Raw genomic sequence first — 18,181 nt, 5'->3', positions numbered from 1 at the left:
AACGCACCCGGGCGGGCCGCGCTCCCCGTCACCCCTCCGCGATCACCACCGCCGAGGCCACCCCCGCGTCGTGGCTCAGCGACACGTGCCAGGAGCGGACGCCCAGTTCGGCCGCCCGCGCGGCGACCGTTCCCGTCACCCGCAGCCGGGGCTGCCCGCTGTCCTCGACGTAGACCTCGGCGTCCGTCCAGTGCAGCCCGGCCGGGGCGCCCAGCGCCTTGGCCAGGGCCTCCTTCGCGGCGAAACGGGCGGCGAGGGAGGCGACGCCGCGGCGCTCGCCGCTCGGCAGCAGCAACTCGCTGTCCAGGAAGAGGCGTCGGGCCATCCCGGGCGTACGCGCCAGCGACGCCGCGAACCGGTCGATCTCGGCCACGTCGATACCAACCCCGATGATGCTCATGCCGAGCACCCTACGGCGGCACCGGTCCTGCCCTTGTGGGCAGGTGGAGCGGTTTTCCGGCGCGGGTTCGTTGCCCCGGAGTACCTCGCGGGGGCGTCCGGTCAGCCTGTAGACAACGAAGATCGCGACTCCAGGCCAGAGGTGAGGACGTGCACGCCCGAGACGAAGCCCGCGCGCGGGACGACGCCGTAGCCCGGCGTGCCCCTTTGAGCGGACCCGCAGCCGACACCGCCACCCGGCCCGCGCACGAGTTGCTGTCGCTCCAGTCGAGCGCGGGCAACGCCAACGTCGTACGGATGCTCGGCCAGGCGGGGAGCCCCGCGCCGGCCGTGCAGCGGGCGCCGGTGGTCCAGCGGAACAAGCTGGTGAACGGGAACATCTCGTTCACCAACGTGTCCCTCAAGTACCCGGAGTCGCAGGACAAGGCCACCCGGGTGCTGCAACTCCTCTCCGTCAACACGGCGATCAAGTCCTTCCTCGACGGCCGGACCTGCCGGATCACGCTGGAGAAGCGGACGTCACAGGCCCCGGCGGACGTCGTCGACAAGGGCGCCGACGGCGTCTTCGTGACGATGGCCGCCTACTACCTGGAGAACTACGACATCGGCTACATCGTGGGCATGCTCTGCCACGAGTTCGGCATCCATCCCATGGCGGCCGCCTCCCCCACCATGCGCGACGAGGAGGACGCCTTCCGGAGCGTGCCCTTCCCGGTGCCGGGCCTTGAGGACAAGCCGCATCCCGACGGATTCGCCTCGATGAACACCGACGCCGCCAAACAGGCCGACCATGTGCTCGGCGTCATCCCCGGGAGCCCGCGGTACACCGTCTACCGCGACCTCACCCTGGAGATGGCGGACCTGCTGCTGCGGGACGCGCGCAACAAGGCGCCGGGCGCCCGGGAACAGGACGTCACCGACCTCATCGACTGCTTCCTCATGGACGCGGCCTCGATCGCCGCGACGAACGACAACCGCCTGCGCGGAATGCCGGTCCTGGGCAACAGCGAGGGACCGGCGATCCGCCAGGACATCTCGGCCGTGTACAACGCCTACAAGTCCCGCCTCGCCGCCGAGCTCTCGGAGGAACGGCAGCCCATCAAGCCCCTGTTCCCCCCGGAGAAGACCCCGGAAGCCGTCAAGGCCGACTTCAACACCCTTCTGGGGCGCATCACCAAGGGCGCGTTCCGCGCGTGGAGCATCGACAACAGCGACTAGACGAACGGCTGGGCGGCTGGACGGGTCAGGCGGCGTCGAGGGCCGCGGTGATCTTGCGGATCATCTCGTTCATGGCGGGCCCTGGTCCGCCCTTGAGGCTCCGGACGGCCTCTTCCACGGCGACGAGCACGGTGGCGCGGAAGTTGTCGGCCTCGGCCGGGTCCTGCTGCCGGAGCAGCGCCATGGTCGCGGTCAGGGCCGGCAGCACCCGGTCGGCGAGTTCGGCCGCGGACCTGCCGTCCAGGCCCTCGATCTTCGACTTCTCGGCGAGGACGTGGCCCACCCGACCGGTCGCGGAGGACAGCGCGATGCTGCCCCGGGTGGCGATCCGGTGCGGGGAGCCGGTGGCACCGGCGGCGACCAGCAGCGAGACGGCGCCGTACGCGGCGGTCCGCAGGGTGTTCTTGTCCTGGTCGGTGAGGGTGAGTTCGACGGTCATGGTGGTGTGCTCCTCGGAGTCGCCGGAATCGGTGGAATCGGTGGGCCTTCCTTGTGGAGTAGAGCCTGCGCCCGGCCGGTTTCACCACGGACTCAGCATGCTTTCAACCCCGGTGTCGGGTGTCTGTCGGGGCTGTAGGTCCGGTGTCGGGCGCTTGTCGGCGCGGCCCTGGAACCTCTCACTCACCGCACGTTCCACGACGATCGGAGAGACCATGCGCGCCTCTTTTTCCCTGCCCGTCCCCGTCGCCACCGGCATCGCGCCGCCCGATCTCACCGACAGCACACTCCTGGACGCCGACCCGGACGCGCAGATGTCCCTCGGTACCGTCGCCGTGGACAGCCGTAGCGACGTCACGTACGCGACAGTCGAACTGCCGGACGGGGCGCGGCGCGAGCTGAAGCTCGACGTCCTGCGGCCGGCCGGCGACGACCGGCTTCCGCTGGTGGTCTACCTCCCCGGGGGCGCGTTTCTCCGCTGCACCAAGGCGATGGCGTTCGAGGCGCGCCGGCATGTCGCCGAGTCCGGTTTCGTCGTCGCCAGTGTCGAATACCGCGTCGCCCCTGATGGCGCCACCTTCTACGACTCCGTCCGCGATGTCCGCGCCGCCCTCGCGTATCTGCGGTCGCACGCCGACGACTTCGGCATCGACCCCCGCGCGGTCGCCCTGTGGGGCGAGTCGGCGGGCGGTCATCTGGCGGCGCTGACGGCTGTCACGGACGGTCTGCCCGAGTTCTCCGACGCCTTGGAGACGGCCCCGCAGGGGCAGGTGCGGGCCGTGATCGACGCCTACGGCAGCTCCGAACTCTCCGCCATCGCCGACGACTTCGACGAGGCGGCCCGGGTCTACTACCAGCGGGAGGCCACGCACTTCTCGGCGTACCTCGGCAGGCCGGGCGCACCGTTCCCGGAGATCCCCGACGCCGTACGTGCCGCGGACCCGGCAACCCACGCGACCGCCTCGGCACCGCCGTTCCTGTTCCTGCACGGCAGCGAGGACATGCTCGTCAGCCCCTCCCAGACACAGCACGTGCACCGGGCGCTGCGCGCCGCCGGGGCCGACAGCACCCGCTACGTCCTGAAGGGCGCCAACCACGGGGACGTCGCGTTCCTCGGGGGCCCGAGCACCGGACTGCCCTGGACCTCGGCCACCACGATGGGCGTCATCACCGAGTTCCTCCACCGCCGTCTCGACGCGACGGGGCGGTGAGTCCGGCCGTCGTCAGACGGTCCGTGTTCCCCGCCGCCACACCCCTCTGACCAGCGGCACACCCGGCCGGTAGGCCAGGTGCACATGGCTGGGCGCGTCCAGCAGGATCAGGTCGGCGCGGGCGCCCGGCGCGATCCGGCCCACGTCGTCCCGGCGCAGGGCCGCCGCTCCGCCCGCCGTGGCCGACCACACCGCCTCGTCCGGAGTCATCCCCATGTCCCGCACCGCGAGCGCGATACAGAAGGGCACGGAGGACGTGAAGGACGAGCCCGGGTTGCAGTCGGTGGACAGCCCCACGGTGACCCCGGCGTCCAGGAGCCGGCGCGCGTCCGGCCACTGGGCCCGCGTCGAGAACTCGGCGCCGGGCAGCAGGGTCGCGACGGTACGGCCGCTCGCCAGCGCGTCCACGTCCGCGTCGGTCAGATGCGTGCAGTGGTCCGCGCTGGCCGCGTCCAGTTCTACGGCGAGCTGGACGCCGGGGCCGTAGGAGAGCTGGTTGGCGTGGATGCGCGGGTGCAGGCCCTTCGCCTTCCCCGCGGTCAGGATCGCGCGCGCCTGGTCGCCGTCGAAGGCGCCCTTCTCGCAGAAGACGTCGATCCAACGGGCGTACGGGGCACAGGCGTCGAGCATCTCGCCGGTCACCAGTGCCACATACGCGGCGGGGTCGTCGGCGTAGTCGGGCGAGACGATGTGCGCGCCGAGGTACGTGACCTCGTCGGTGTGCGCGGCGGCGATGCGCAGGGCGCGGGACTCGTCGGCGACCGTCAGGCCGTAGCCGGACTTCGTCTCGAAGGTGGTCGTGCCCTGGCGAAGGGCCTCGTCGAGGTAGCGGGTGAGGTTCGCCTCCAGTTCCGCGTCGCTCGCGGCGCGCGTCGCCGCGACCGTCGTACGGATGCCGCCCGCGCTGTACGCCCGCCCGGACATCCGGGCGTTGAACTCCTGCGTGCGGTCGCCCGCGAAGACGAGGTGCGAGTGGGAGTCCACGAAGCCCGGCAGGACCGCTCTCCCACCGGCGTCGACCCGGTTGTCAGTGGCGGGTGCTTTGCTTGATTCACCGGTCCACGCGATGCGGTCGCCGTCGATGACGACGGCCGCGTCCTGGATCAGACCGAGGGGAGATCCGTCAGTTCCGTCAGCGAGGGAGGGGTCGTTGGTGACCAGCGTGGCGATGTTGGTGATGACGGTGCTGCTGCTCATCGTGTCCTCGTGGGTGCGGAGTTCGGCGTTCGTGTCTATGCGCGCAGGGCTTCGACTGCCTGCGCGAGGGCCTGCGGCACATCCGGTACGAGCGCGTGCACTCCGTCGCGTACGACGTGCCGGCCACCCACGACGGTGTGCCGTACGTCCGCTGCCGTCGCCGCGAATACGGCCGTCTCGGCGCCGAGCCTGGGCACCGGCCCCGCTGTCCTGACCGAGTCGAGCGCGATGGTCGTGAAGTCGGCGAGGGCGCCTGCCGTGATGCTGCCCGCCTCGTCCCAGCCGAGGGCCGCGTGGCCGTCGGCGGAGGCCGCGCGGAGCAGGGCCGCGGCCGTCCAGTGACCTCGGGTGCGGGTGCGCAGGCGCTCGTTCAGCTCCATCGCGCGGGCCTCTTCGAGCAGGTCGATGACGGCGTGGCTGTCGGAGCCGAGGGAGAGCGGTGAGCCGGCTCGCTGGAGGGCCACGGCGGGGCCGATGCCGTCGGCGAGGTCGCGTTCGGTCGTCGGGCACATGCAGGTGCCCGTGCCCGAGCGCCCCAGCAGCGCGATGTCCTCGTCGGTGAGGTGTGTGTTGTGGACACCCGTGGTGCGCGGGCCCAACACCCCGTGATCGGCGAGGAGTTGGGTCGGCGTGCAGTCGTGGGCGGCGCGGCAGGCGTCGTTCTCGGCGGTCTGCTCGGAGAGATGCACATGGAGCGGGGCCCGCCGCTCCTCGGCCCAGCGGGCCACGGTCGCCAACTCCCGCGCGGGCACGGCCCGTACGGAGTGGATGGCGGCACCGATCCGCGCGTGATCCCGTTCCTTGAGAAGTGAACAGCGTTCCGCCCAGGCGTCCGCGCTTCCGTCGGAGAAGCGGAGCTGGTGGTGGTTGGGGGGCTGTCCGAAGCCGGAGGAGAAGTAGGCGGTGTCGAGGAGGGTGATGCGGATGCCGGCTTCGGAGGCGGCGGCGATGAGCGCCTCGCCCATGGCGTTGGGGTCGGCGTAGGGAGTGCCGCCGTGGGCGTGGTGCACGTAGTGGAACTCGCCGACCGCCGTGATCCCGGCCAGCGCCATCTCGGCGTACACCGCGCGGGCCAGGTCGTGGTATGTGTCCGGGGTGAGCTGGTCGGCGAAGGAGTACATGAACTCCCGCCAGGTCCAGAAGGTGCCGGAGCCTACCTGGACGGTCCCGCGCAGGGCGCGGTGAAAGGCGTGGCTGTGGGCGTTGGCGAGCCCGGGGAGGGTGAGTCCGCGCAGGATCTCGGCGCCGGGGGGCGGGGTGTCGACCTCGGTACGGACGGCCGTGATCCGTCCGCCGCTCACCTCCAGGGCGACGCCCGGCTCGACGTTGGTGTCGAGCCAGGCGTGTTCCAGCCAGTACGTCCGCGTGGTGGGGTGCGTGGGGTGCGTCACCTGCAGGCCAGCCCTTCCAGTACGTCGGCGAGTGCGGTCACCCCGGCCACGCAGTCGTCCTCGGCCGCGAACTCGGCCGGGGAGTGCGAGACGCCCGTGGGGTTGCGCACGAACAGCATGGCGGTCGGGATGCTCCCGGAGAGGATTCCGGCGTCGTGTCCGGCGCCGGTGCCGAGGACGGGGACCCTGAGGTCGGTGTCCTTGCCCAGGACGCGGGCGAGTTCGTCGCGCAGGGCGTGGTCGAACTCGACGACGGGGGTGAAGGACTCGCGGACGATGTCGAGGTCGACGCCGTGCGCCTCGGCGTACTCGCGGGCCGCCTTCTCGACGCCGGTGACCACCGTGTCCAGGGTGTCCTGGTCGGCGGCGCGGGAGTCGAGCCAGCCGCGCACCAGGGAGGGGATCGCGTTGACGCCGTTCGGCTCGACGGCGATCTTCCCGAACGTGGCGACGGCACCGGCGAGTTGGGCCTCGCGACGGGCGGCGAGCACGGTCTCGGCGTACGACAGCATGGGATCCCGCCGGTCCACCAGCCTCGTCGTACCGGCGTGGTTGGCCTCACCCCGGAAGTCGAACCGCCACCGCCCGTGCGGCCAGATGGCACTCGCGATGCCGACCCGGTCGCCGGACAGGTCCAGCGCGCGGCCCTGCTCGACGTGGAGCTCGACGAACGCGCCGATACGGGCGAGCCGTTCGGGGTCGGGGCCGATGGCGTCGGCGTCGTAGCCCGCAGCCGCCATGGCCTGCGGCAGCGTGACCCCGTCCCCGTCGGTCAGCCGGTGCGCCTGCTCGACGGTGAGCGCGCCGGAGGTGAGGCGCGACCCGACACAGGCGAGCCCGAACCGGGCACCTTCCTCGTCCCCGAAGTTGACGATGGCAAGCGGCTTGTTGAACTCCGCTCCCCTGCCCCGCAGTTCATCGAGCGCGGCAAAGGACGACACGACACCGAGCGGTCCGTCGAAGGCCCCACCGTCCGGCACCGAGTCAAGATGCGACCCGGTGACGACGGCGTCCCCGGCGGCGGGATCCCCGAGCCAGGCCCACTGGTTGCCGTTGCGGTCGAGCTCGTAGGTGAGACCCCGGGCCAGGGCCTGGTCCTTGAACCAGGCCCGGCATTCGGCATCGGCACCGGTCCAGGCGAACCGGCGATAGCCACCGGAGTCGGGGTGCCGCCCGATGGGGAGCAGCTCACGCCACATCTCGTGGAAGGAGGTCGGGGCGTGGCCCGAGCCTACGGGCCGCACGGGCTGAGCCCGCCCGCCACCCGCCGCCTGGCCCGACCGCACCTCGCCGGCCACGGGCTGCGGCTGAGTGCCACCGGCCGTGGGCTGCGACTGGGCGTCGCCAACCATGGGCTTCGACTGAGCGCCGCCGACCGTGGGCTGCGGCCGGGTCCCGCCGACCACGGGCGGCGTGGTGCCGGTGCCGGTGTCGGTGTCGGTGCCGGTGCCGGCCACAGGCTCTGGCCCGCCAGGCCGTGGGCAGTCGTTCCGCAGGGCGGAACGGGTGGGCACGGCCGGACCCGCGGTCGGCGACGAAACGCCCGCCCCCGCCGAAGAGTCGCCGCCCCGCTCATCTCCCGGAAGGGTCACGCCTCTCCACCCTCGCGCATCGGCACCCGCACACCCCGCTCGTCGGCGACCCGCTCCGCGATGTCGTAGCCGGCGTCGACGTGCCGGATGACGCCCATGCCCGGGTCGTTCGTCAGGACCCGGCGGATCTTCTCGCCGGCGAGCTTCGTGCCGTCGGCCACGGAGACCTGGCCGGCGTGGATGGAGCGGCCCATGCCGACGCCGCCGCCGTGGTGGATGGACACCCAGGACGCACCCGAGGCCACGTTGACCATGGCGTTCAGCAGCGGCCAGTCGGCGATCGCGTCGGAGCCGTCGAGCATGGCCTCGGTCTCGCGGTAGGGGGAGGCGACGGAGCCGCAGTCGAGGTGGTCGCGGCCGATGGCGAGCGGGGCGGCCAACTCACCGGACGCGACCATGTCGTTGAAGCGCTCGCCGGCCTTGTCGCGCTCGCCGTAGCCGAGCCAGCAGATGCGGGCGGGCAGGCCCTGGAAGTGGACGCGCTCACCGGCCAGCTTGATCCAGCGGTGGAGGGACTCGTTCTCCGGGAAGAGGTCGAGGATCGCCTTGTCCGTCTTGTGGATGTCGGACGCCTCGCCGGACAGGGCGGCCCAGCGGAAGGGGCCCTTGCCCTCGGAGAACAGCGGGCGGATGTAGGCGGGGACGAAGCCGGGGAAGGCGAACGCCCGGTCGTACCCGGCGAGTTGGGCCTCGCCGCGGATCGAGTTGCCGTAGTCGAAGACCTCGGCGCCGGCGTCCATGAAGCCGACCATCGCCTCGACGTGCTTGGCCATGGACTCACGGGCGCGGACGGTGAAGCCCGCCGGGTCCTTGGCGGCGGCGTCGGCCATGTCCTCGAAGGCGATGCCCACCGGGAGGTACGCCAGCGGGTCGTGGGCCGAGGTCTGGTCGGTCACGATGTCGATGGGGGCGCCCTCGGCGAGCATCTGCGGGAGCAGCTCCGCCGCGTTGCCCAGGAGGCCGATGGAGAGCGGGCGGCGGGCGTCGCGGGCCTCGACGGCGAGCTGGAGGGCGTGAGCGAGGGAGTCCGCGCGGACGTCGAGGTACCGGTGCTCGATGCGGCGCTCGATGGCGCGCGGGTCGACGTCGATGCAGATCGCGACGCCGTCGTTCATGGTCACCGCGAGGGGCTGGGCGCCGCCCATGCCACCGAGGCCTGCGGTGAGGGTGATCGTCCCGGCGAGGGTGCCGCCGAACTTCTTCGCGGCGACGGCGGCGAAGGTCTCGTAGGTGCCCTGGAGGATGCCCTGGGTGCCGATGTAGATCCACGAACCGGCGGTCATCTGGCCGTACATGGTGAGGCCGAGGGCCTCGAGCCGCCGGAACTCCTCCCAGTTGGCCCAGTCGCCGACGAGGTTGGAGTTGGCGATGAGGACGCGCGGGGCCCACTCGTGGGTCTGCATGACGCCGACGGGGCGGCCGGACTGCACGAGCATCGTCTCGTCCTGCTTGAGGGTGCGCAGGGTGCGGACCATGGCGTCGAAGGAGCGCCAGTCGCGGGCGGCCTTGCCGGTGCCGCCGTAGACGACGAGCTTGTCGGGGTGTTCGGCGACCTCGGGGTCCAGGTTGTTCTGCAGCATCCGCAGGGCGGCTTCCTGCTGCCATCCCAGGGCGCTCAGTTCCGTACCGCGCGGTGCTCGTACGGGGCGGGGTCCTGACATGGTCTGCCTCCTAGCGGACTGCGTTCAGCGGATTTTTAACTGTAGCTATTCACATCCTGGCTTCGTGAATAGAACTAGTCAATACATGAGGGCGTCTCTGTGGGCAGGCTCTGAGTGTTTGGCTGGATGTAACGACCACGGGCAACGACACGACGGGGGACGCAGTGAACGACGTAGACCAGGGTCACACGGACGGCACTCGACGCACCGCCCGCCGGGACGACGCCGTGCGGGCCGCCGTCGAACAGGGGCTGCTGGGGCCGGACTCCCCCATCGTCGCGCTGCTGGACGTGACCGGGATCCGGGAGTCGGCGGCGGCGCTGCGGGCGGCGTTCGACGAGGTGACGGCGCCGGGGACACCCGTGCTGCACGCGTTCGCCGTCAAGGCGAGCCCCCTCGTGCCGGTGCTGCGGCTGCTGCGCGAGGAGGGCATCGGGGCGGAAGTGGCGAGCCCCGGTGAGCTGGCCCTGGCGCGGGCGGCGGGCGTACGACCGGAGCGGACCGTGCTCGACGCGCCCGCGAAGACGCCGGCGGAGCTGCGGGAGGCGCTGGCGCTGGGGATCGCGGTGAACGTCGACAATCCGCAGGAGCTGGAGCGCGTCGACGGGCTGATGCGGTCGGCGAGCAGCCGTTCGCCGCTCGGGATCCGGGTCAATCCGCAGATCGGCGCCGGGTCGATCGCCGCGCTCTCCACGGCGACGGCGACCTCGAAGTTCGGGGTGGCGCTGCGGGACGAGGGGGCGCGGGAGTGGGTGGTGCGGGCGTTCGCCGAGCGGCCGTGGCTGAGCCGGCTGCACGCGCACACCGGGTCGCAGGGCATCCCGTTGGAGCTGCTGGCGCGGGGCGTCGCGGAGACGTACGCGCTGGCGGAGGAGATCAACACACGGCTCGGGCGGCGGCAGATCGACACGCTCGACATCGGCGGCGGGCTGGGGGTCAACTTCGGCTCGGACGCGACGAGTCCGACGTACGCGCAGTACGCGCGGCTGCTGAAGGAGGCGGTGCCGGGGCTGTTCGACGGGCGGTACGGGCTGGTGACCGAGTTCGGCCGGTCGATGCTGGCCAAGCAGGGGACGGTGGTGGCCCGGGTCGAGTACGCCAAGAGTGCCGGCGGGCGGCCGATCGCGGTCACGCACGCGGGGGTGCAGGTGGCGACGCGGACGGTGTACGCGCCGCAGTCGTGGCCGCTGCGGATCGCCGCCTACGACGGGAAGGGGCGGCCCAAGCCGGGGCCCGCGGTGGTGCAGGACGTCGCCGGTCCGGCCTGCTTCGCGGGTGATCTGCTGGCCGAGGGGCAGGCGCTGCCGTTGCTCGAACAGGGTGACCACGCGGCGGCGCTGGACACCGGGGCGTACTACTTCGCGGCCCACTACGCCTACAACTCCCTTGCCAGGCCGGGTATTTACGGCTTCGTGCCGGACGGTTCCGGGGGTGTGGCGTTCGCGACCGTGCGGAAGCCGCAGACGACGGCGGAGATCGTGGCCGAATCCGGAGGGGCGCACGCCGCCGCGCTCACCACCCTGCGCGAATCCGGGCGCCGTTGACGCGCGCCGGTGGGCGCACGGTTCAACTGGCTCACGCAACTGGTGTGAAAACGGGGTCAGTTGACCCACCTTAGTCACTCCAGGCATGTCCCACTGGAAAATGCCAGATCCCTCACCCCTCGGCCACACGGTGCGTAGCTTCGTCGTCACTCAGCCGAACCGCAGGCGGGAGGGGAGCCACGGTGCCCGGAATCGACGAGTGCTTACTGGAGGCCATGCGACTGCCCGGTGCCCGGGGCGCCGCGCTGGTCGACTGGACCAGCGGGCTGGCCCTGGGCGTCGTGGGAGAGTCGCCCGGGGGTGACCAGGAGGCCAGTGCGGCCGAGGCCGCGGAGCTGGCGCGGCTGGCGGCCGAGCACCGGGCGTTCGCGTCCGACGCGGAGGAAGGGGAGGAGGCCGACGATCCTCCGCTGGAGGATCTGATCGTCAGCAACCGGGACAGCTATCACGTGCTGCGGTTCGTGCGGACGTCGTTCGACAGCAGTGTGTTCCTGCATCTGTGGCTGGCCCGCGCGGAGGGGAATCTCGCACTGGCCCGGATCCGGCTCGGCGAGATGGCGGGACGGCTGGTGCTGGGATGACCACGCTCAGGACCACGCCGACCACCCCGCCGCCCCGGCTGCCGGTGCGGGACAAGGCCGCCGCCGTCGACCGGGCCTGGGGCGGGGTGTCGCCGATGCTGACCAGGCTCGCGGCGGAGAAGGCCACCGGTGTCCTCGTCCGCGAGCGCGGCAGTCTGCATCTCGCCGCGGGCCATGTGGTGCACGCCGAGAGCCCGTCCGCCCCCGGTCTCGACCTGCTCCTCACCGCCCACGGCACCCTGCGCGCCGAGGCCTGGGAGGCCGCCGCCAACGCGACCGACGACCGGCACGCCACCACCCGGCTGCTGCTCGACGGCGGCCTGATCGGCCCGGGCGCGCTGGAGCTGTGCCAGCTCGGGGCGCTGTACGACGCGGCCTACTTCGTGCTCGCGCCGAGCAGCACCCCGGGGCGTTTCCGGTACGGGGTGACGCATCCGCTGGGCTCCGTGCGGCCGGTTCCGGTGGCCGCCCTGGAGCGCGAGACGCTGCGCCGCCGCGAGCTGCTGCACCGCGTCTGGCCGGACGCGGCGACGGACGGCGCGCCGCTGGTGCGGGCCGACCCTCTCGCGCCTCCGCCGATCACCGCCCGGCAGGCCGCCGTACTGGCGCGGGTGGACGGGGTGCGGACGGCGCCGGAGATCGCGCGGCTGCTGGGCCGGCGGGCGTACCCCACGCTGCTGGACGTCCGGCGGCTGGTGTCGGCGGGGCTCGTCTCGCCCCGGCCGCCCGCACCGCCCGCCGTCCTGCCCCCGCCCGACGTCACCGACCCCGACATCACATTGCTGAAGAGGCTCAGGGATGCGCTGGAGGCCCTTTGAGTGGCAGCGAGCACGCGCCGAGAGGAGAGAGCCGATGGCCTCCGAGGCCGAAGTCCTGGACGAGCTGCGGCGGTTGAGAGCCCGGGTGCCGCAGCTGACGGGGGCGCTGGCGGCGGGCGTCGACGGTCTCGTGCTGGCGCAGGACACCCCGGGCATCGAGCCGGAGCGGGTCGCGGCGCTCACCGTGACGGCGCTGGGCGTGGCCATGCGGATGGCGGACGCGACCGGGCAGGGCGACTTCCGCGAGCTGCTGGTGCGCGGGGTCTACGGCTATGTCGCGACCTACGCGGCGGGCCGGGGCGCCGTGCTGACCGTGCTCGCCCAGGACCGCGTCAACGTCGGCCGGCTGCTGCTGGAGGGCCGCCGCACGGGGGCCCGGATCGGAGAACTGGTCGACGCCGAGGCGGCGGCGACGGCCGAGGCCGCAGAGCGGGCGGCCGACGCGGCGCCCGCCAAGGCGCCCGCTAAAGCCACCACCGCACGAACGAGAACGGCGCGCGCACCACGCACCACCGCAACGACCAACGCGCGCACCACCACGGAAAGTTGAACGGACCCAAAGGGAGCACTGTCATGGCCAACACCGAAACCTCGCTCAAAGAGGCGCTGACCTCCATCGAGGGCGCGACCGGAGTCGCGCTCGTCGACTACACCAGCGGTATGGCGCTCGGCACGATGGGCGGCAGCAAGACCTTCGACCTCGGCGTCGCCGCCGCCGGCAACACCGACGTGGTGCGCGCCAAGATGCGCACCATGGAGCACCTCGGTCTGAAGGGCGACATCGAGGACATCCTGATCACCCTGTCGAGCCAGTACCACCTGATCCGGCTGATCAAGGGCCGCGGCGGCAACGGTCTGTTCCTCTACCTGGTGCTGGACGCCGGCCGCAGCAACCTGGCGATGGCCCGCCACCAGCTGAAGCGGATCGAGGCGGACCTGGAGGTCTAGGACCCGGAGGTCCGGAAACGGGCCCGGAGCCCGGCTACGCGTACACGTCGCCGCGGCGGCGCGCCCCGCCCGGGGTGGCGTCGCCCGCGGCGATGCCGGTGGAGCGGTAGCCCTTGACGGATTTCCCGGCGGGGGCGCCGCCCCGCCTGTCCAGCCAGTCCACGCGGATCCACAGCAGGACGTCGTCGGCCCGTTCCCTGCGCCCCAGCCAGGCGGCCTTCAGCCGCAGGCCCGTGCCGGCCCCGGCGAGCAGCATGCCGCCCGCCGCCGGCACCGCGAACGCGCTGCCCAGCGCGAGCGCGAAGGCGAGCACGATCCACCAGCGGTGCGCGCGGCGCCAGTTGCGTACGGACACCGCGCGGTCCTGGAGCACATCGTGCTTGCCGGCCCGGGCGGCGCCACGGGCGAGGGCGGTGTAGCGCCTGCGGCGCGCGTACGCCACGACGGCCGCCGTGATGATGAACAGGGCGGCGCCCGCCATCACCCCGATCCGGCGCCCGGTGATGCCGGGCAGCAGCACTCCGACACCCGCCGCCAGCACCCCGAACCACCACAGCGGGGCGGCTCCGGCCCGTACGACGACGGCCACTCGGGCCAGCCCCTGGACTCTGCGATCTCCGCGTGCCACGTCCTGCCTCCTGGTCGTCCCGGCACAGTTCCGTCGGGCCGTGAGACTAGTGAGCGAACGTGAGACGAGTCTGAGAACGGACTTTTTCGCCCTCGTCCCGGGTCAGGAGTCCTTGCCCAGGGTCAGGAGGACGGCGTGTCCAGCCGCTCGGTGAGCTCCCCGGCGGCCCAGCGGGCCCACTGCTCGGCGGTCTCGGAACCCCGCAGCCCGTACTCGAGCATGAGCCAGCCGCAGACCTGGACCGGGTCGCCGACCCACTTCGCGTTGTCGTGGATGGCCTGCAGCGCCGTGAGCCGCGCGTGGTTGTGGTCGGCGAACTTCTCCAAGTAGGCCGCGCCTTCACCGCTGTTGAGGGTCCACAGGAAGAAGACGCGGAGGAGCGCGGCGCTGCGGAAGGCGAGGTCGAGGTCGGGTTCGGTGAGCCAGCGGCGCAGTTCGGCGCGGCCCGCGTCGGTGATGCCGTACTCGCGGCGCTGGCGGGCGCCGGTGCCGGTGATCTCGATCAGACCGTTCTCGTCGAGCTTGGCCAGTTCGCTGTAGACCTGGCTCTTCTGGGCGGGCCACACGGCCGACAGCCCCTCGTCGAACCGCTTGAGCAAGTCGTAGCCGCTGGCGGGCTGTTCGGAGAGGAGCCCGAGGAGGGCGTGGGGCAGGCTCATGAACTCACCCTACCTTTCCGGTATTTCACCAATCCTGACTGGACGGTCGAGAGTTGGACGGTCATAATCCTACCGTCCAACATTGGACTGCCCGCTGAGCTCCTGGATTCGTGGAGGAAGACACCGGTGAACTACGTCCGCGGTTTCGCACCCTGGCTGTGTTACGCGGCCCTGAGCCCGGTCGACTGGCGACTGGGCACGGGCGCCGCCGCACTGGCCGCGCTCTGGTTACTCGCCGGGCAGCTCCGCGCGCGGAGCGTCGACCTGCTGGGCGCCGCCACCTGCGCCTTCTTCGTGGTCATAGCCGTCGTCGCGCTGGCCGACCCGGCGTCGGGGCTGCGGAACTGGATCTGCGCGCTGGCGAACGCCACCCTCGCGGCCACGGCCCTGACCTCGCTCGCCGTGCGCCGCCCCCTTCACCCTGACCTTCGCCCGGGCCGAGGTGCCGCAGGAGTTCTGGCACGCGCCCCGGTTCATCCGGGTCAACATGGTCCTGACGTCGATATGGGCATCCGCGTTCACCCTCGGCGCGCTCGCCTGCGCCCTCGTGGTCGGCTACGACCACTCCTCGACCGCGCCGCTGGTCACCGTCCAAGTCCTGGCGTTCGTCGTGCCGTTCGTCCTCTCCGGCCGCTACGCCGCCCGAGCCAAGGCCGCGGCCGGACAGGCGACCGCATGAGCACGCACGACGCCACGACCGAACCGACCGAGCCCGCCGAGCCCGCCGAGCGGATCGCACCGGCGAGTCCGGAGCGGCTGATCTACTTCTCGGACGCGGTGGTGGCCATCGCCATCACCCTGCTGGCCCTCGAACTGCCGGTCCCCGGAGCGGAGGCGCACGGCGACTCAGGCGTGCAGCACTTCTTGCGCGAGCACCTGACGGAGTACTTCGCGTTCCTCGTCAGCTTCGCGGCCATCGCCATGCAGTGGATGCTGCACCAGCGCGTCTTCCGGTACGTGAGCGGTCTGTCCGGCGGGGCCATCCGCTGGAACCTGCTGTGGCTGCTGCTGATCGTCGTCACACCGTTCACGACGAAACTGCTGACCAGCGAGGCGGACGCGTTCCGGATCCAGTTCATCGCGTACGCGGCCGGCCAGGCCCTGACCAGCCTGTCCTTCAGACTGACCGTCGCGGATCTGCGCAGGTCGGGGCTGCTGCGCCCGGACGCCCCGCGCACGGTGATCGCGGAGACCCTGGCCTGGGTGGACGCGACGATCGTGACCTTCGCCGTCTCGATCCCCGTCGCGCTGGTCACGCACTGGGCGTCCCTGTGCTGGGCGCTGCTGCCGGTGGCGCAGAAGATCCTGCGCCGCGTCACCTGACGGGAAGGGGCCGCCCGGCAACCACCACCCGGGCGGCCCCGACGCCGAAACACCCACGCACACACGGCACTTGACGCCCTGTCACTCCACGAACAGCCCCCGCGCCGCCGCCCGCGCGTCGAACTCCTCCAGCCGGGCCTGCGCGTCCGGCAGGTCGTCGCACATCGCCTCCAGGAGCACGCGGCCCAGCAGCATCGGCGCGCACGCCGTGTCGAAGGCGAGGCCGGTGCCGACGGCGGCCGGGATCAGCAGGTCGGACACCTTGGCGACCGGCGCGAACGCCGAGTCCGCGACGGTGACGACGGTCAGGCCCGCCTCCCGCGCATAGGCCAGCGTGTCCACGACCTCGCGCGGATGCCGGGGCAGCGCGAAGCACAGCAGGGCACTGGCCCCGGCCCGGACGGCCGCGTCGATCCGGTCGTGGATCATCGTGCCGCCCTCGTTGAGCAGCCGTACGTCCGGATGGACCTTGGCGGCGAAGTACGCGAAGCCGTACGCCTGGGAGGCTGCCGCGCGCAGGCCGAGCACCGGCAGCGGGCGGGAGGCGGCGAGGAGGCGGCCCGCCTTGGCGACCGGGCGGGGGTCGGCCAGTATCTCGGCGAGGTGCTTGAGGTTCTCGATCTCGGCCTCTACGGCCTGCTGGTACTCGTTGTACGACGCCGTGTCCGGGGCCGACTCGGCGGGCGCGACCTCGCGGAGGTGCTTGCGCAGCGCCGGGTAGCCGTCGAAGCCGAGGGCGACCGCGAAGCGGGTCACGGAGGGCTGACTGACCCCGGCGAGTTCGGCGAGTTCCACGCTGGACAGGAACGGCACCTCGGCGGCGCGCCGCACCATGCTGTGCGCGATGCGCCGCTGGGTCGGCGTGAGCCGGTGCCCCTCGAAGAGCGTCTGCAGCCGTGCGGCCGGACTGTCGGTCACACCCGTACTCCTGTCCAAGGTTCCCTCCAGGCTCCCGTCCACCGTCTCGTCCAGACTCCCATCCACGGTCATCACGTGTTCCCCCTCCAGATCTCGGTGAACCGGTCCAGCAGTCCGGCCGCCGCCGTCACATCGTCCGTGAGCGGCCGGTCCGCCGGGTCCTCGTCGAGCACCGCCTCGGCGAGCTCCAGCGCGCGGCCGACCGGGAGTTCCGGGTCGGGCCGCAGGTCGCGCTGGCGCAACGCCCGTACGGCGGCGACGAGTTCGCAGCCGACGACGAGACGGTACGCGCGGCAGGCGCGCAGTGTCTGACGGGCGGCGAGCGAGGCGAAGCTGGCCTGTTCCTCGACGCCCCGGGAGAGTACAGCGTGCCCGAGCGAGGCGGGAGCCGAGAACGCGCGCAGATCGCCGAGGGCGGCCGCGGCGGCGTACTCCAGGATCATCACGCCGGAGGAGGCGGGTTCGCTGTCGGCGAGGAAGGGCTTGAGGCGGGTGAACGCGGGCTCGTTGAGGGAGGAGAGCCGGGACGTCGACAGCCGGGCCACCTGGGTGAGCGCGAGCCTGAAGTGGTCCAGGGCGAGGGCGAGTTGGGCCTGGTAGAAGCCGCCGTGATGGTAGGCGGTCATGTCCTCGGCGGAGATGAAGGGGTTCTCGGCTGCCGCGTTGATCTCGATCGCGAGGACCTCCTCCAGCGCGTCCGCCGCGTCGTGCGCGGGCCCGTGGATCTGCGGCAGACACCGGAAGCCGTACGGGTCCTGGATCCGCCCGAGCGGAGGGGTGGGCCGGTCGGCGGCACCGATCAACTCCCGCATCCGGCGGGCGACTTCGGTCGACCCCCGGTGCGGCCGGGCCGCGTGCACGGGCGCGGCGAACGGCTCGTGCGAACCGTCCACGGCGAGCAGTGACAGCGCCCCGACGACCTGGGTGGCCCCGATGAGCCCGCGCAACTCGTGCAGCGCGAGCGCGGACTGCCCGAGGGTGAGCGCGTTGCTGCTGATGAGCGCCAACGCGTCGTTGTTGTCGAGGGGTTGGGGTTCGGGAACGCCGGAGAGACCGTGTTCGGCACCTCTCCAGGGCCGCTCCCCCGCCAACGCAAGACCCACCTGGGCCAGCGCCGCGATGTCCCCCGTCCCCACCGAGCCGAACTCGTTGACGACCGGGTACACCCCGCTCTCCAGCGCCTCGCACAGCGCGGTGACGACCGTCGGCCGTAGCCCCGCGCCGCCCGCGAGCAGCTGGTTGGCGCGGACGGCAAGCATGGCGCGGACCTCGCGGGCCGGGAGTTCGTCGCCGATCGCGCCGGCGTGGCTGCGGAGCAGGCGCAGGCCGTGCTCGGCCGCCGCCTCCGTGGGCACGTCCTCGTTCCGGTTGGCGCCGACGCCGGTCGAGCGGCCGTAGACGCGGCCGGTCGCGGCGATCTGGCGGGCCGCGTCCCAGGACTCGGTCGCGCGCTTCATCGCGTCGGTGCCGGGGACCGGCCGGGCGTCCCCGTCGGCGAGCCGGACGACATCGGCGACCCCGAAGCCGACGCCGTCCAGGACGACGAGGTCGGAGCTCCCGGACACCATCGCATCGGCGGCGTCCACGATCCGAGACGACATAAGGCCCCAAACTCCCCTCAATCAGGACACTCGATCTTGCCTGCCGGGCATCCG

20 protein-coding genes are annotated in these 18,181 nt (G+C 72.2%); 9 read left to right on the top strand and 11 right to left on the bottom strand.

Going from position 1 to position 18,181, the window contains the following annotated elements:
• Window positions 1-28: 28 nt before the first annotated feature.
• On the bottom strand, window positions 29-400 hold the full coding sequence (locus tag SSP08S_RS06305) for a holo-ACP synthase (RefSeq protein ID WP_019066725.1): 372 nt from the start codon (window positions 398-400) through the stop codon (window positions 29-31).
• Between the two features lie 149 nt (window positions 401-549).
• Here SSP08S_RS06305 and SSP08S_RS61625 point away from each other — a divergent pair, with 149 nt between their 5' ends.
• Window positions 550-1,617 (top strand): hypothetical protein, encoded by a 1,068-nt coding sequence (locus SSP08S_RS61625; RefSeq protein WP_158697136.1) that lies wholly within the window; start codon window positions 550-552, stop codon window positions 1,615-1,617.
• Between the two features lie 25 nt (window positions 1,618-1,642).
• On the opposite strand, the gene SSP08S_RS06295 is transcribed toward SSP08S_RS61625, so the two are convergent.
• On the bottom strand, window positions 1,643-2,056 hold the full coding sequence (locus SSP08S_RS06295) for a hypothetical protein (protein WP_019066723.1): 414 nt from the start codon (window positions 2,054-2,056) through the stop codon (window positions 1,643-1,645).
• 214 nt (window positions 2,057-2,270) lie between these two features.
• Between SSP08S_RS06295 and SSP08S_RS54860 the strand changes: the two genes are divergently transcribed.
• Complete coding sequence (locus tag SSP08S_RS54860; RefSeq protein WP_019066722.1) at window positions 2,271-3,266, top strand: alpha/beta hydrolase; 996 nt, start codon at window positions 2,271-2,273, stop codon at window positions 3,264-3,266.
• Between the two features lie 12 nt (window positions 3,267-3,278).
• Here the strand turns inward: SSP08S_RS54860 and hutI are convergent, their stop codons facing one another.
• From hutI to hutU, 4 genes are all read right to left on the bottom strand, one after another.
• Window positions 3,279-4,463 carry an imidazolonepropionase gene (hutI, locus tag SSP08S_RS06285; RefSeq protein ID WP_019066721.1) on the bottom strand — a complete coding sequence of 395 codons (1,185 nt, stop codon included), beginning with the start codon at window positions 4,461-4,463 and terminating at the stop codon, window positions 3,279-3,281.
• Between the two features lie 35 nt (window positions 4,464-4,498).
• Window positions 4,499-5,854, bottom strand: a complete 1,356-nt coding sequence (locus SSP08S_RS06280; protein WP_019066720.1) for a formimidoylglutamate deiminase — start codon at window positions 5,852-5,854, stop codon at window positions 4,499-4,501.
• The gene (locus SSP08S_RS06275) at window positions 5,851-7,053 is read right to left on the bottom strand and encodes an allantoate amidohydrolase (protein WP_102133289.1); all 1,203 of its coding nucleotides are present in this window, start codon (window positions 7,051-7,053) and stop codon (window positions 5,851-5,853) included. Before SSP08S_RS06275 ends, SSP08S_RS06280 begins: the two co-directional genes overlap by 4 nt.
• Window positions 7,054-7,442: 389 nt before the next feature.
• Window positions 7,443-9,107 carry a urocanate hydratase gene (gene hutU, locus SSP08S_RS06270; protein WP_026178229.1) on the bottom strand — a complete coding sequence of 555 codons (1,665 nt, stop codon included), beginning with the start codon at window positions 9,105-9,107 and terminating at the stop codon, window positions 7,443-7,445.
• Window positions 9,108-9,271: 164 nt separating this feature from the next.
• On the opposite strand from hutU, the gene SSP08S_RS06265 reads away from it, so the two are divergent.
• The 5 genes from SSP08S_RS06265 (at window position 9,272) to SSP08S_RS06245 (ending at window position 12,998) form a co-directional block, all read left to right on the top strand.
• Entirely contained in the window at window positions 9,272-10,651 is a 1,380-nt protein-coding gene (locus SSP08S_RS06265; RefSeq protein WP_019066717.1) for a type III PLP-dependent enzyme domain-containing protein, read from the top strand.
• 182 nt (window positions 10,652-10,833) lie between these two features.
• Entirely contained in the window at window positions 10,834-11,232 is a 399-nt protein-coding gene (locus tag SSP08S_RS06260) for a hypothetical protein (RefSeq protein ID WP_026178228.1), read from the top strand.
• A complete protein-coding gene (locus tag SSP08S_RS06255) occupies window positions 11,229-12,050 on the top strand; it encodes a hypothetical protein (protein ID WP_019066715.1) in 822 nt (273 codons plus the stop codon). The genes SSP08S_RS06260 and SSP08S_RS06255 overlap by 4 nt, the downstream gene beginning before the upstream one ends.
• Window positions 12,051-12,084: 34 nt before the next feature.
• Window positions 12,085-12,600, top strand: coding sequence for a roadblock/LC7 domain-containing protein (locus SSP08S_RS06250; protein WP_019066714.1), 516 nt, complete (start codon window positions 12,085-12,087; stop codon window positions 12,598-12,600).
• Window positions 12,601-12,623: 23 nt separating this feature from the next.
• Window positions 12,624-12,998 carry a roadblock/LC7 domain-containing protein gene (locus SSP08S_RS06245; protein WP_019066713.1) on the top strand — a complete coding sequence of 125 codons (375 nt, stop codon included), beginning with the start codon at window positions 12,624-12,626 and terminating at the stop codon, window positions 12,996-12,998.
• A 34-nt stretch (window positions 12,999-13,032) separates the two neighbouring features.
• Here SSP08S_RS06245 and SSP08S_RS06240 read toward each other — a convergent pair whose 3' ends face one another.
• From SSP08S_RS06240 to SSP08S_RS61620, 3 genes are all read right to left on the bottom strand, one after another.
• A complete protein-coding gene (locus SSP08S_RS06240) occupies window positions 13,033-13,626 on the bottom strand; it encodes a hypothetical protein (RefSeq protein WP_078532356.1) in 594 nt (197 codons plus the stop codon).
• 122 nt (window positions 13,627-13,748) lie between these two features.
• A complete protein-coding gene (locus SSP08S_RS06235) occupies window positions 13,749-14,285 on the bottom strand; it encodes a PadR family transcriptional regulator (RefSeq protein WP_019066711.1) in 537 nt (178 codons plus the stop codon).
• Window positions 14,286-14,446: 161 nt separating this feature from the next.
• Window positions 14,447-14,668, bottom strand: a complete 222-nt coding sequence (locus SSP08S_RS61620) for a hypothetical protein (RefSeq protein ID WP_019066710.1) — start codon at window positions 14,666-14,668, stop codon at window positions 14,447-14,449.
• Between the two features lie 59 nt (window positions 14,669-14,727).
• Here SSP08S_RS61620 and SSP08S_RS61615 point away from each other — a divergent pair, with 59 nt between their 5' ends.
• Both SSP08S_RS61615 and SSP08S_RS61610 read left to right on the top strand, forming a co-directional pair.
• Entirely contained in the window at window positions 14,728-14,964 is a 237-nt protein-coding gene (locus tag SSP08S_RS61615) for a hypothetical protein (RefSeq protein ID WP_019066709.1), read from the top strand.
• Complete coding sequence (locus SSP08S_RS61610; RefSeq protein ID WP_019066708.1) at window positions 14,961-15,608, top strand: TMEM175 family protein; 648 nt, start codon at window positions 14,961-14,963, stop codon at window positions 15,606-15,608. Before SSP08S_RS61615 ends, SSP08S_RS61610 begins: the two co-directional genes overlap by 4 nt.
• Before the next feature lie 81 nt (window positions 15,609-15,689).
• Here SSP08S_RS61610 and SSP08S_RS06215 read toward each other — a convergent pair whose 3' ends face one another.
• Both SSP08S_RS06215 and SSP08S_RS06210 read right to left on the bottom strand, forming a co-directional pair.
• Entirely contained in the window at window positions 15,690-16,598 is a 909-nt protein-coding gene (locus tag SSP08S_RS06215; protein WP_019066707.1) for a MurR/RpiR family transcriptional regulator, read from the bottom strand.
• On the bottom strand, window positions 16,598-18,127 hold the full coding sequence (locus SSP08S_RS06210; RefSeq protein WP_019066706.1) for an aromatic amino acid ammonia-lyase: 1,530 nt from the start codon (window positions 18,125-18,127) through the stop codon (window positions 16,598-16,600). The genes SSP08S_RS06215 and SSP08S_RS06210 overlap by 1 nt, the downstream gene beginning before the upstream one ends.
• Between the last annotated feature and the right edge of the window lie 54 nt (window positions 18,128-18,181).

Source organism: Streptomyces hokutonensis (assembly GCF_000376565.1).
Lineage (GTDB): Bacteria > Actinomycetota > Actinomycetes > Streptomycetales > Streptomycetaceae > Streptomyces > Streptomyces hokutonensis.
Note: the sequence above shows the minus strand (reverse complement) of the source record. Positions and strands in the feature narration are given on the sequence as shown.

What these genes read in the sequence shown, in the direction of transcription:
- SSP08S_RS06255 (WP_019066715.1), top strand. Translation starts at nt 11,229, where the DNA reads ATGACCACGCTCAGGACCACGCCGACCACCCCGCCGCCCCGGCTGCCG.
- SSP08S_RS06245 (WP_019066713.1), top strand. Translation starts at nt 12,624, where the DNA reads ATGGCCAACACCGAAACCTCGCTCAAAGAGGCGCTGACCTCCATCGAG.
- SSP08S_RS61610 (WP_019066708.1), top strand. Translation starts at nt 14,961, where the DNA reads ATGAGCACGCACGACGCCACGACCGAACCGACCGAGCCCGCCGAGCCC.
- SSP08S_RS06275 (WP_102133289.1), bottom strand. Translation starts at nt 7,053, where the DNA reads ATGTGGCGTGAGCTGCTCCCCATCGGGCGGCACCCCGACTCCGGTGGC.
- SSP08S_RS54860 (WP_019066722.1), top strand. Translation starts at nt 2,271, where the DNA reads ATGCGCGCCTCTTTTTCCCTGCCCGTCCCCGTCGCCACCGGCATCGCG.
- hutI (WP_019066721.1), bottom strand. Translation starts at nt 4,463, where the DNA reads ATGAGCAGCAGCACCGTCATCACCAACATCGCCACGCTGGTCACCAAC.
- SSP08S_RS06295 (WP_019066723.1), bottom strand. Translation starts at nt 2,056, where the DNA reads ATGACCGTCGAACTCACCCTCACCGACCAGGACAAGAACACCCTGCGG.
- SSP08S_RS06250 (WP_019066714.1), top strand. Translation starts at nt 12,085, where the DNA reads ATGGCCTCCGAGGCCGAAGTCCTGGACGAGCTGCGGCGGTTGAGAGCC.
- hutU (WP_026178229.1), bottom strand. Translation starts at nt 9,107, where the DNA reads ATGTCAGGACCCCGCCCCGTACGAGCACCGCGCGGTACGGAACTGAGC.
- SSP08S_RS06235 (WP_019066711.1), bottom strand. Translation starts at nt 14,285, where the DNA reads ATGAGCCTGCCCCACGCCCTCCTCGGGCTCCTCTCCGAACAGCCCGCC.
- SSP08S_RS06210 (WP_019066706.1), bottom strand. Translation starts at nt 18,127, where the DNA reads ATGTCGTCTCGGATCGTGGACGCCGCCGATGCGATGGTGTCCGGGAGC.
- SSP08S_RS06305 (WP_019066725.1), bottom strand. Translation starts at nt 400, where the DNA reads ATGAGCATCATCGGGGTTGGTATCGACGTGGCCGAGATCGACCGGTTC.
- SSP08S_RS06215 (WP_019066707.1), bottom strand. Translation starts at nt 16,598, where the DNA reads ATGACCGTGGATGGGAGTCTGGACGAGACGGTGGACGGGAGCCTGGAG.